We start from the raw sequence: 13,433 nt of genomic DNA, 5'->3' as shown, positions 1-13,433 counted from the left end.
TAGTCGACGATCGCGAACCTGCGGGTGCCGATAATGCCATCCGCGCTGTTCAAGCGGCGTGCTCGTACTCGTGGAGGAGTCCGCCGAGCCGGTCGAGTCGACGGATACACAGACATGCTAGAGCTGCTGGTTCGGTAGTTGGGTCGGGTAATGCTCGTTGGGGTCGTGCGTTGGCGATGCCTCGGTGTGGCCGGTGTTCGTTGTGGTGGCGTTCGTACTCGCGCAAGGTGTACAGCAGACGCGGCTGGTTGAGGATCAGGGTCCGGTCGAGCACCTCGTGACGGCAGGACTGGATCCACCGCTCCATGATCGAGTTCATCCGGGGCATCCGTACTCCGGTGCGCACCACCTCGATCCCGGCGTCGGCGAGGATCATGTCGAACAGGGCCGGGTACTTGCCGTCACGATCACGGATCAGGTATCTGGCCTGGCATCCGGCGTCGTCGAGGTCCATGACCAGGTTCCGGGCGGCCTGCGCCACCCAGGCAGCGGTCGGATGGGGCGTGACGCCGAGGATCCGGACTCGGCGGGTGGCGTGCTCGATCATCGCGAGGACGTACAGCCGGGCGCCGGTCAACGTGACGGTCTCGAAGAAGTCGACGGCGACGAGCGCCTGGGCCTGGGAACGCAGAAACGTCGCCCACGTGCTGCTCGTACGCTCGGGTGCCGGATCGACTCCGGCGTCCTTGAGAATCTCCCACACCGTCGAGGCGGCGACCTGCACGCCGAGAACGAGCAGTTCGCCGTGGATACGACGGTAGCCCCAGCCGGTGTTCTCCGAGGCCAGACGCAGCACGAGCGTGCGGATCGAGCGGATCGTTCGTGGCCGTCCGGGCCGGCGGGGTCGCGACCGTCGGGCATGCCGGCGCGCGATCAGATCACGATGCCAGCGCAGCACGGTCTCCGGACGCACCACCAGCCGCAACCGGTGCAGCACCGTTCGCGGCAGAGGGTGCAGCAGAGCCGCCAGCCACGCCCGGTCCGTGGGGTTGAACCGGGCCCGTTCGCCACCAAGCTGCCGTTCGAGCACCATGATCTGGTGTCGCAGGGCGAGGATCTCGGCGTCCTTGTCACGGTCGCTCATCGGCAACAGCCGTAGCAGAGCGAATACGTTGGTCACACCGAGGTAAGCCAGTCGAAGCAACACAACCGGTCATCCTCGCGGAACACTCCGCAGATAACATCGCCGAGGCCCGGTCGCTGAGACCAGCCTCAGGCCGGACCGCACATGTCGCCGACCGAGTTGGCCTTGACCAGGGCGGATGAGGTTTTCGGCACCAGCAACGTTGGCGACCTTCGACACACAACGCGATGACGGCACTACTTACTGCAGCAGCACCGGCTTCAAAAGCGGCTACCGATCAACGCGCGGAATGAGTGCAAGATAGAGGCCCTCGCCAGAGGGCTCCCATACGCCGGTATCATTGAGGACGTACACCGGAAAAGGTCCAGCAACCACTTCTTCCTTTGGCCATCTTAATTGGCATATTGAGGCACGGCCAGATTCAACGAATCCGGTTGCGACTTCCCTGGAAATTACGAGCCTCTGCTCGTTGCCAATTTCCGAAAACATGCCGGACCGAAACAGTTCTGAGAACTCGTATAGGCCGACCGATCCCACGTCAAGAAGATCACTAATTTCCTGCGTGAGCCACTCCTGAGCTGTAGCCATGTCAGCATCCCCCTCCGAGCGTAGGGTTGCCCGCCAGGGGCACCTTGGCCTTCGCGCCGTTCTGCGAGACCTGTACATAGGGGCCGTGCGTGAGGGCATCAGGCCGGTTCCCAGCAGTGTAGCCCGGCATTACCCGAATCTGTCGGCCAAAGTTTTTCGGGTCCTTGTAGACGACCCCGCCGCCGCTCGCACTCGGCACCCTTTCCCAGGTATCCGGAATTGCTGCCTCAATTTCAGCGGCCGACATCCCACGGAGCGAATTCGGGTCGAATGCATTTGGGTCACCCCAAGGAATTACGGCACCGCCGTCGTTGTGCACGAGGACGGGGGTGTTGCCTGCGAGCACATAGTACGTGTGGATGTCTGCGACGGTGAGGTCGTGCATTGCTTGGGCGCCGGTGTAGTTGCGTACGGCGCTGACCGTGATGGGGGCTTGGTTGACGCTGGTGAGAACCTCGCCTGCCTTCAGGTCCGCGGCGTTCATCCAGGCGTGCTGTGTTTTGCTCCAGAATTTGTGGTGCCAAGTTGTCTCGACCACTGCCTGCGATCCGTCCGCCTCCTTGATGGTGAGGCTGGTCAGTTCGCTGTCGTTGTTGAGATGGAGGGCGGTGATCTTCTTGGTCGTCGTCTTACCGGATTCTGGATCGGTGGTGACGACAACGTCCCCGACTTGCACGTCCTCGATGGCGCGGCGGAAGCCGTCGGCAAGAAGAACGAGCGTTCCCGGCGCGAAGCTGTTGCAGGAGGACGCTCGGGGCTGACCGGGTCGGGGACCTTTGGCGCCCATCGCGCCGCTGCCGTCTCGGCCGCCGAACAGGATACCGCTGTCTTTGGCCGCAGCCAAAGCTGCCCCGAGCGGGCTTTCGTGTCCGGTGCATGAGAATCCGGGCTGCTTACAGAGCAGTTGGGCGAAGAGTACTACGTCGAGAACGTCGGCGCCCTGGCAAGTAGGAGCGCCCTGCATACACTCTGGGCGCGGCATTCTTTTGACGCCGCCCAGCCAGTGGGGACGCTGCCATTCGCGAACCGTCGCCAGCCACCCGTTGGTATAAGTCTTCCAGTCGGGCGCGGCTGTGACCGCAACCCCATATCGCACTTTTGCCGGCTGTCCCTTGCCGTTTCGGCCGTCGCCCTCTTTGCCGTCGGATCCCGGCAGCGGCGTCAGCGTTCGGCAGTTGCGCCGTTCCTCTTCGCAACCGGCCGGCTTGAGACCGGTCGGATCGCTGAGCGTGATGGGGTTGTTGTTGGCGTACGAGTAGCCGTTCCATTGCTGTGGGTCGGACAGGTCCTGGATGGGGTCGACCGATATGAACCGGCCGATGGTCATGTCGTACTCGCGGGCGCCGACGTGCAGCAGGCCGGTGCTGCTGTTCAGAGTCTTGTTTAGGAAGCCGCGGTTGTCGGGGACCGTGATGGTCGCGCCGCGGCGGTCGCCGTACGGGGTGTATTGGCGCCACGTCGGTATCTGCGCCGTGCTGTCCAAATACAGCGTCGGGGTGCCGTGCCGGTCGGTGAATGCGAAGGAGTAGGACGAGGTGGCTCCGGTACGGATGACGGTGCCGCCGCCGGGCAGGGCGTAGTAGCGGGTGCCGGTGACCGTGTTGGTGGCGGTGTTCCGGACGAACTGCTGGGTGCCCAGGTAGAGGGTGACGCTGCCAGGATCCTTCTGTAGCAGTAGCTCACCGTCCGGTCCGTACACGTTGCTGCTCGTCGCGCCGGCGGCGGAGACGGTGTTGAGCTTGCCGGTGTCGGTCCAGGTCAGCGTCTGGTTGCCGTTGCCCGCGTTGCGGCTGGTCATGTATCCGGCGGCGTCGTAGGCGTAGCTGGTGCTGCCGGTCGTGGCCCCGGTCGTGATGGTCGAGGTCAGGGTGTGCGGCTGGTCGGCGCCGTTCTCGTCGTACTTGTAATCGGTTGTGGTGTCGGTGCCGGACGGCAGGGCGTGCTGGATCTGGCTGGTGCGGTTGCCGAGCTCGTCGAAGACCCAGCTGGTCCAGTACGCGCTGCCCCCGCCGATCGTGTTGCCGACCATGCTGCGGTTCGCCGTGGTCGGGTTCGTCGCGCACGAGTCGGTGGCGGTCCACGCGGAGGTGAGCCGGCGTAGTTCGTCGTAGCGGAAGCACTGGGTTTCGCCGATGTTGTTGGCGGCCAGGCGGGTGTCGGTCTGCCGGGTCGGGTTGCCGGCGAGGTCGTACGCGAATTCTTGCTTGGCGACGTCTCGCGGCGTCGTCACCTGGCGGGTGACCTTCCGCCCGGTGATCAGCCCGGTGTGTTCGTCGAAGGTGTTGGAAATGACGGCGAGGTTGGTGCTTGCCCCGATCGTCTGCTGTTCGACGCGCCCGTACGCATCCTTGTTGACGGTCTGCACGTACCCGCCGAGCCCGCCCAGCGAGTTCGGCTTGTCGAAGGCGTCATATTGGTGCGTCACGGTCTCCTGCGGGAGTCCGTGCTTGAGCTGGTACTGCTCCTTGCCCAGCAGGAAATTGCCGTCGGTGTAGGTCCGAAGAACCGTGTACGCACCGGCGAGGGCACCCTCAGTGGGAGGGATGGTGACGACTTCGCCGGTGGAGTCACCTCGAACGGTGAAGCCTCGGACCTGGAACTTGTAGGGCTGTCCACCCGAGAAGGACGTCGCCGTGGTCAGGTGGCCTTTCGGGTAGGTCATGTTCGCAACGGCGTTATTCGTGTTGTCGTACACCAGGGCCGTGAGCTGGTTGCTGGCCGATTGCGAAGCGGTCGGTGCGGCGAATGTGGCGGTCTGACGGTTGAGTTCGTCGTAGGTGGACGAGACGGTCTTGCCGCGTGCGTCGGTGGACTGCAGCAGGTTGCCGTTGCCGTCGTAGGTCAGGTCGGTGGTGCTGCCGGCGTCCGGGTCGGTCTTGCCTACCAGTTGCCCGAGCAGGTTGTACTGCCTGGTCCAGGGGTTGTTCTGGACGTCGGTGACGCTGTTCTGGTTGCCGCGGGCGTCGTAGCCGTAGGTGGTGTTCACGGTGGTGCCGCCGGTGACGGTGAACGTGCCGGTGAACGTGTCCGATGGTGTGTTCAGCGTCGGCCGGGCGGTGTACTCACGCAGGCTGGTCGTGCGGCCTAGGGGATCGGTCAACGTGGTGATGACGGTGCCGCCGGTGGGTGGGATGACGGTGGTCCGGTCGCCGTTGTGGACGGTGACGGTCTTGGAGACTGTTACGTCGTCCTTGGCCTGCTCGACGATAACCGCGCGGCCGAGGCCGTCGTACGTGTTGATCGTCTGGTTCGGCACCTTCCTACCGATATCCTTGGCATTGGCTGGAGGGCCGACCGCCGGTGTGGTGGTGTCGTCCCACCAGCCGTTGTTGGTCCCCGCAATCCAGCCGCGGCTGTCGTAGAACGTGTCGGTGACCAGCCTGCCGCTCTGGTGGGTGACCGCTTGGGTCTGCCGTGGGCGCAGCATCGCGTCGTAGAGGGCCACGGTCTTGATGTAGCCGTTAGCGTCGTTGGCGTTCTCCGAGGTGACGGCGCTGATGCCGGTGTTGGAGATCCGGTAGGTGAACTTGTGGTTGGCCGGTGCTGTGGTGGGGCGGCCGTGCAGCCAGGCTGCGGTAGTGCGGCCGAGGGCGTCGTATTGCTGGCTGCTGACCAGGTCGTTGATGTCCTTGGCGCTGGTGACTAGGCCGCGTCGTGGGCTGACCGTGGTGGAGGTGGTGTGCCCGAGAGGTTTGGTGATCGTGGATCCGGTCTCGAGCTCGCCGATCATGCTGTATGAGGTCTTGGTCAGGTTGTTGTTGCCGTCGTAACTGTGCAGCTTGCGGCCGTAGTCGTCGTAGCTGGCCCGCGCTGTGGTTTGGTAGGTGTAGGCGCCGTTGGTGTAGTCCGCGGCGGCCTGCGTCATGGTCAGATCACCCTTGGTGGGCGCCGCGGTCTGCGGGAACGTGGTCGACCAGTCGGGGTCGTCGTAGAACATGCGGGTGTGGGAGACCACCTGAGCCGGCCGTGACACCGTTGCCGGCGGTGTCAGCGTGTTGAGAGCGCTGGGCACCGAGGCCGGCGTGTTCTGGCTGAAGCCGCCGCAGGCCACCGCGACGGTTTCGGTCTGGGCGATCAGGCCCACGACCCGGCTGTTGCTGGAGGTCGGGGCGTAGGTGTTGGTGGTGCAGCGGTCGTAGGCGGCGTTGGCCGGGACCGTGTGGCTGTAGCTGGTCTTGAGCACTCCGAAGGTCGGCGAGTCGACGTTGGTGTCGTAGGTGCTGTCTGTCTGCTGGTAGCGCCATCCGGCGCCGGCGCCGGTGATCCGCTGCTTCTGCACCGTCAGCGCCGTCTCCACACGTTTCGCGGTCAGGGCCGGCAGGCCGTCGCGGGCACGTGTGGCGGTGGCTGCGGAGATCCAGTACGCGCGAATGGTGGAGCTGTCGACCGGTCCGCTCTCGCCCTGATAGGTGATGGACTCCAGGGTGTTGCCGGCCAGTTCGTCGTGGTCCTCGTGTACGCCGCCGAGCGAGTCGGTGACGTTCACGACGGTGCTGTTGTTGTTTTTGGACATGCCGCGGTAGAAGACGGCTTCCGTTTGGGTGCGCCGGTCGCGGTCGCCGTCGCCGACGAAAGTCTGGACCTTGGCGTAGCCGCGGAACTCGCCGTAGGTGCGGTGTTTGGCTTTGACGGTCTCGTCGTCGTCGTAGTGCCAGGCGGCCCCGCCGAGGTAGGCGTAACTCGTCGCGGCGAGTGGTGCGCCGCCGGTCGGGTCGTCGGTGGTGACCCGGGTGACGGCGTAGGTGTTGAACCAGTCAAGGATTGGCTCGGTGTAGCCTTCGGGCGTCCAACGGATCGGGTAGCACGACTTGGTGTTGGTCGCCGGGTTCAGGCCGCTGGTGGCACCGCACGGCTGCGGCAGCTCGTACCCGACAGTGATCACCGACCCGGACTCGGTGGTGATGCTCTGCAGGCGCTGCCGGTAGTAGGCCGGCAGCCCGTCGGAGGCAGTCACCCGGTTCTGCAGCTTTGTCCCACTGAACGTCACCGGCGGCAGCGTGATGGGACTGGCGCCGGGCGCGCCGGTGGTGTCGTGGCCGGTGCGGACGATCGAGGAGAGCCACAGCGTGGGCGAGGTGCCGTCGCCGGTCGCTGGCATGGTCTGGGTCAGCGCGTAGGAGTCCACCGGCTCGTGTTGGCCGCTCGCCGAGCTGTACTGCTTGGTGGTGATGGAGGTCAGCCGGACCGTGGAGAAATACGACGGCGCCCACGCCTGACAAGTGGCGCCGCTGTCGCAGATCAGGTCGTAGGGTACGTCCGGCCAGTTGGCCTTGGTGCTCTCGTTCAGCGGCTGGCAGGTGCCGGTCAGGCAGCGGTTGCCGGTGCCGAAGACGACCTGGTTGGCGACAGTGCCGTAGGCGCCGCCGTCACGGAAGCCGTAGTCGATGCGCTCGAGATAGCTGTCCCGGACATAGGCGGTCGCGGTTGCGCCCTGGTTGCGGCCGTAGTGGTTGGTGGCCCGCTGGTAGTAGTAGGCCATGGCGTTGCCGTGCGCGTCGGTGACGTAGTCCAGGTTCCAGCGGCGGGCCGTGGTGCACATCGACTGCTCGAAGCCGGCCGCGTTGTAACAGGGATCCCCCGCGTGCGGTGAGTACACCGGCACCGTGTCCACCGAATTGGTAGTCGCCTTATCGGCGGTCCAGCCAGGCAGCCGATTACGGCCAAACTGGTAAACCGACCCGTCCCGGGTGGTCACCGTCCAGTAATCGGCTGCCGCGGTGCCGGACCCGTTATTGCTGCCCGTCACTCGGGTGACGACCTCGCCGTCGTCGGACTCGGGCTTCCAGACGTTCTTGGTCTTGTCGAAGACCAGCGTCGACGAGGAGCCGTTCAGCGACAGCGTCAGGGTAGGCCCGTTGTAGCAGAGATCGTCGGTCTTCTTGGGTGCGGCGGACCCGCCGGGGTTGTCCTTGCAGGAGGCGAAGCTCTGCTCGACGTAAGACTTCGGTGTGGACCAGCCGTCACCCACCCAGGACGCCTGCGCCTGGCTGGCAGCGGTCTGCCCATCGACAGCGCTGGAGTCATACTTCAGAGCCACCGTGGGAGCCAACCCACCCGCGGCCGGCGGCACCGCTACGGGGTAGCTATAGGTGAACGAGCCCGCACCGTTGCCACCCGACCAGGAGCCGGACGCCTTCAGGTCGCTGGCGGCGTAAGTACCTCCGGGCGCGCCGTCCGTACCGGGAGCGGCGGCAGCGGCAAGGACAACGCTCTGCGTGTTCGCGGTGAGGCCGACCTCGGCGGATATTTCGTGGGTGCCGCGGTCGTTGGTGGTGGCGAGCGGGGTTGCCGTCCGGCAGGAGGCCACCTCCGGTGTGCTCAACGCGCAGGTCGGCAGTTGCACCAGTCGCAGCCGGGAACTGAAATTGCCGCCGTACGCCTCGGCGAAGCCGCCGTAGTCGATCCCGACCCGGGTCCGTCCCGCTCCCTGCTTAGCCGTCACCTTGACGAGCACCCCGGCGACCCCGGAGCGTTGGGCGGTCGTCTGGTCGAGAACCTTCACCTCGACCTGTGACGGTCCGGCGTCGGTTGCGCGGCTCGCCCAGACCGGTGCCGCTGCGGCGCGCGTCCTGCCATTCTTGAGCTTCAGCTGCGCGGTCGCGGCCTTCGGCCAGCGCGTGGCGCGCGGCCGGTAGTTCTTCTTGGCGGCGTCCTTCGGGGTGGTGAACCGGTACGGACTCGGCTTCACCCCATCGACGGCAACACCTGGCGACGGCTTCGAAGGCCCGGCGTCCGGCGGCGCCGCCGCGGCGGGCGTTGCCGCCACCACCGTCACCAGACAGGTCACCGCCATCCCGAACGCGAGCCACGCCCGCATCCTCGCCGACCCGGTCCGGCCCCCGCGAACAGCCACAGTCGATCGCCGCCTTTTCGTTGTGTGGCAACACAATAGGCACCAAGATCTCCGTGCCCGCGGGAGGACTCTCGCACAAGACGACAACCTTCGATGACCCGCACAAGGTCACGCTTCGACAACAATCGATCACAGAAAGTGGACTATCCCGGTGATTCGGCGCCGGCAGGGGTGTCGACGTTCGCCTATGCGCCCGTAGGGTTCACGACCAGTAAGTCCCGATCTTGAGAACGGAGACGCGAACGTGCGCACGGGGGGATTTCTAGCGGCGTGCCTGACGACCGGCGCGGTGTGTGCTGCCACCTTCCTCACGCCGAGCGTCGCGGCTGCGGCGCCCGATCCGACCCCGAGCCCAACCTCATCTGCGATGACCGTCGAGCGGGCGATCATGCAGGCGCACCGGACCGGCCAGCCGGTCGAGGCCACCGCATCGGCCAGCGAAACCACCACGGTCACCGCCCAGCCGGACGGCAGCGTGACGCTGACCCAGTCGGCCGTGCCGACGCGCAAGAAGGTCGACGGTGAGTGGCGCGACCTCGACCCCGAGCTCGTTCCCAACGCCGACGGCAGCTGGTCACCGCGGCTGGCCGGCGCCCCGCTGCGCCTATCCGGCGGTGGAGACGGCCCGATGGCCGTGCTCGGCGCCGAAAAGCTGAACATCGCCCTCGGCGCGCCGGCCGCGCTGCGGCCCCCGACCATCGCCGGTCCGACCGCCACCTATCCCGACGTCTTCCCCGGCGTTGACCTGCAGGTCACCGCCAAGGCCGCCGGCGGATTCTCCGAAGTCTTCGTGGTACACGACGCCGACGCCGCGAAAGACCTCGCCACCATCAGCCTCCCGCTGACCACCACCGGCCTGACCGTGGCGGCCGACTCGGTCGGCAACCTCACCGGCAAGGACCCGGCCGGCCGTACGATCATCACCGCGCCCGCCCCGGCCATGTGGGACTCGACCGAGCCGACCACACCCACCCGCACCGACACAGCGGGCATCGCCCGGGACACCGCGACCGGCCGGCCGGCAACGTCAACCAGCGGCGGCCCCGGAGCCGCCGCCCGCCGCGCACCGATGGGCGCCGCCGTACGCGACGCCCACCTGCACCTGACCCCGGACCGGGCCATGCTGACCGCCAAGACCACCCGGTTCCCGGTCTACCTTGATCCCACGTTCAACTGGGTGCCGGCAGCAGGAACCTTCAGCGGCTGGTCCACCGTCGCGAAAGAATTCCCCACCACCAACTATTGGAAGGACACGCCCGATCCCCGCGGTCGCATGCAGTCCGGCAACTCGGACGATGTCACCTCACGCACCTTGATCAACTTCGGCATCCCGGTATCTGCACTCGCCGGCGGAACGATCAACACCGCACTGCTGAAAATCACCGAGACCTGGTCCTGGTCGTGCATCGACAGCCGGGTCAACCTGTACGCGCCCAGCGCCGTGCTGGCCAGCTCCAACGCGACCTGGAACTACTGGGTCAATCGGTTGGGCTCCGTGGTCGACCACAAGACCGTGGCGAACGGCCATAGCTCGTCCTGCCCGAGCGCTGCCATCGCCTTCGACGTCAAAGACGAAGTCGTAGCCAATGTGACGTCCGGCAAGAAGACTCAGACCTTCGCGCTGGCCGCACACGACGAGTCCGACCACAACGGCTGGAAAGAGTTCCTCGAGACCAGCCCGACGCTGGCCATCACCTACAACCACGAACCGAACAAGCCGAGCGGTCTTCGCACTTCGCCGGCCACCTCGTGCACCGCGGGCAACTCGATCGGCGAAGGTCCGGTCAGCCTCTACGCCACCGTGTCCGACCCCAACCAGGGCGCTGTCGGCGTGACCTTCAAGCTGTGGAAGGAAGGCTCCTCCACACCACTGGTCACGACCAATCCGCAGAACTCGTACTACACCTCCGGCCGGACCGCGGTGCTCAAAGTGCCGGCCGCGACGCTGGCATCGGCAACACCAGCCGGCGGCACCGCCAAGTTCCTCTGGCAGGTCCAGGCCACAGACTTCGGCCTACCCAGCGACTGGTCCGCGACATGCAATTTCGTTTATGACCGGGCAAGGCCAGGAGCCCCCGGCATAGACACCCCTGTTGAAGGCTCCGCGACCATCGGGCAGTCGATCACCATCCCCGTGGCCCCGCCCACCGGCACCGTTCCGGTCACTTACCTCTACCAGCTCAACGGCGGCCCGTACGGCACGATCAACGCCACCAGCGGCGCCGCGGAAGTCACCGTCACCCCGACCCGCTTCACCAACACCCTGACAGTCACCAGCCGATCGGCCGGCGGCAACATCGGCGACACCGCCGCCGTCACCTTCAACGCCAACCCCGCCGAAACCGCCATCGACGCCGACCTCGACGGCGACAACCTCACCGACCTGCTGACCATCGGAGGCGGCAACGGACTCGCCGCCGGCCTATGGCTGGCCCCCGGCAAAGGCGACGGACGGGTCGCGCCGAAGGCCACCAACGTCGGCGCCCACGGCACCGGTATCGACACCCCGGGCCAGATCGGCGGCCCCACTCAGTTCACCGGCCGACAGGCCATCACCGGCCACTTCAGCGGCACAGGCATTCAGGACATTCTCGCCTACAACCCAGCCGACGGAAGAGCCGCAGTTCTGCGGGGAAACGGCGACGGCTCCATCATCCAAACCCAGCTCTCATCGACCTTCAGCTACCTCAACTCCACCACATTCCGCTTCACCGACTTCAACGACTTCCAGGACATCAACCAGCCCCAGCAGCTGGTGAACGCGGGCGCCCACAGCACCGTCTTCCCTGACCTGATCGGCATCAACAGCAAACCCGACGGCAGCCACCTGCTCACCTACTACGCCAGCGATTCCGGCGTTCTCGGCATCTACAACGGTTTCGCCCTACCGAACCAAACCCCCACCGGCGGCACCGACTGGAACACCTGGACCCTCGCCTCCGCCCAGACGAGCACCGGCACCGCCCTGTTCCTCTGGCAGGCCGCCACCGGCAAAATCTACCTCTGGAACAACGTCCTGCTGAACACCACCACCGGTGCCCTGGACTTCACACCCCACCTGCTGTCCACCAACTTCCACACCGGCCAGACTCGTAGCCTCTACGCCGCCGACGTGAACAGTGACGGCACCGCAGACCTATGGACCGTCGGCGCAGGTGCCGCCGCCACCGCGTGGCTGGTCTCCGGCCTCAACACCGGCGCCGCGACCGGCACAGTCACCGCGCAGACCAACCAGACCGTGCTGACCGGCACCCACGCCTGGATGCTCAACGACCACGCCGACGAGGACACCTCCCTGATCGCCGACGCCACGCATCCGGCCAAGGACAGCATCGGGACCCTGAACGCGACCGGCGGTGCCCGCTGGAACAGCGGTGACCTGTTCGACCCGAACGCCAAGTTCACCGGCACGGTCGACCTGGCCACCGCGACGACCGCCGTGGACACCAGCAACGACTTCACCGTCGACCTCTGGGCCAGACCCGACGCGGCCGGCGGCGTAGTGGTGTCCCAAGACGGCGTGAACACCAGCGCCTTCAAGGTGTACGCCGAAGCCACCACCAGCAGCTGGCGATTCGCCATGAGCTCCGCCGACACCGCCACGCCCACCTGGACCTACGCCAACGCACCCAACGGCAGCTTCAACCCCGGCGTCTGGACCCACATCACCGCCAGCTTCAAGAAATCCACCGGCGTACTCGACCTGCACCTCAACGGCAAAGACGTCGCCCGCGCCGTGCACCTGAGCCCCTGGAAAGCCACCAAGAAGTTCCGGATCGGCGCCACCCAAACCCCGGCCGGTATCGCCGGACACCTCACCGGCCAGGTCGCGCACGTGCTGACCTTCAACCAGGTCGTCATCTACGACAACGGTAACCGGGCCATCCGCGACTTCGACGGCGACAACAAGAGCGACGTCCTCGCCCGGCACGCCGACGGCACGCTGCGTCTCTACCGCGGTAACGGCGCCGGCGGCTTCAGACCCGGCTACGCCACCATCGCCATCTCCTGGGGCAACATGAGCGAAGTCAGCGCCCCCGGCGACTTCAACGGTGACGGCAGACCCGACATCATCGGCCGCTACTCCGACGGTGTCCTGCGCCTCTACCCGGGCAACGGCGCCGGCGGTCTGATGGGCGGCTGGACGCAGATAGCCACCTCATGGGGCGCGATGAGTGAAATCTTCTCCCCCGGCGACTTCAACGGCGACGGCAAACCCGACATCATCGGCCGCTACAGCGACGGCACCGTCCGCCTCTACGCCGGCAACGGCACCGGCGGCATCGCCAGCACATACACCACCGTCGCCACCGCCTGGGGAAACATGAACGACATCCTCTCCCCCGGCGACTTCAACAACGACGGCAAACCCGACATCATCGCCCGCTACAACGACGGCGTCCTACGCCTCTACCTCGGCAACGGCACCGGCGGCATCAACTCCAGCACCTACAACACCCTCGCCACCGGCTGGACCAGCATGAGCCTGCTGTTCTCACCCGGCGACTTCACCGGCGACACCCACCCCGACATCGCCGGCCGCTACACCGACGGCACCCTCCGCCTCTACCTCGGCACCGCCACCGGAACCCTGATCAGCACCTCCTACAAACAAATCGGCACCGGCTGGAACAACATCCCCTGGGCCTCCTGACATCAACAAACATCGAGCCCGCGCCGTGTACCGCGCGGGCTCGACCACATCCTCCAGGCTGCGGTGGGCGGCCGTCACCTGGACCGCAGCCTGCTGATCGTCGCACGGCGGAGCACCACCGCCGGCTACGACATGGTCGAGGGCGACCCAGGGAACGCCGCCGGTCCTCGCGCCGTCGCCCGTACAAGCACACCGTCGCCATCCTGCGCGAGCCGCCGCCGGCTCGAGCGTGCGACCGCCGCCACGACTCCGGG

4 protein-coding genes are annotated in these 13,433 nt (G+C 66.3%); 1 reads left to right on the top strand and 3 read right to left on the bottom strand.

Going from position 1 to position 13,433, the window contains the following annotated elements; translation table 11 throughout:
* Positions 1-49 precede the first annotated feature (49 nt).
* From Ari01nite_RS40420 to Ari01nite_RS40410, 3 genes are all read right to left on the bottom strand, one after another.
* Positions 50-1,084: an integrase core domain-containing protein gene (locus Ari01nite_RS40420; RefSeq protein ID WP_239163437.1), complete on the bottom strand. Its 1,035-nt coding sequence runs from the start codon at positions 1,082-1,084 to the stop codon at positions 50-52.
* A 270-nt stretch (positions 1,085-1,354) separates the two neighbouring features.
* The gene (locus Ari01nite_RS40415) at positions 1,355-1,672 is read right to left on the bottom strand and encodes a hypothetical protein (protein ID WP_203788661.1); all 318 of its coding nucleotides are present in this window, start codon (positions 1,670-1,672) and stop codon (positions 1,355-1,357) included.
* A 1-nt stretch (position 1,673) separates the two neighbouring features.
* Positions 1,674-8,489 (bottom strand): polymorphic toxin-type HINT domain-containing protein, encoded by a 6,816-nt coding sequence (locus tag Ari01nite_RS40410; protein ID WP_203788658.1) that lies wholly within the window; start codon positions 8,487-8,489, stop codon positions 1,674-1,676.
* 403 nt (positions 8,490-8,892) lie between these two features.
* Here Ari01nite_RS40410 and Ari01nite_RS40405 point away from each other — a divergent pair, with 403 nt between their 5' ends.
* Complete coding sequence (locus Ari01nite_RS40405) at positions 8,893-13,179, top strand: FG-GAP-like repeat-containing protein (protein ID WP_203788656.1); 4,287 nt, start codon at positions 8,893-8,895, stop codon at positions 13,177-13,179.
* The last annotated feature ends 254 nt before the right edge of the window (positions 13,180-13,433 follow it).

Source organism: Paractinoplanes rishiriensis, from assembly GCF_016862375.1.
GTDB classification, from domain to species: Bacteria; Actinomycetota; Actinomycetes; order Mycobacteriales; family Micromonosporaceae; genus Actinoplanes; species Actinoplanes rishiriensis.
The sequence above is the reverse complement of the archived record's forward strand: the minus strand, read 5'-3'. Positions and strand labels throughout refer to the sequence as shown.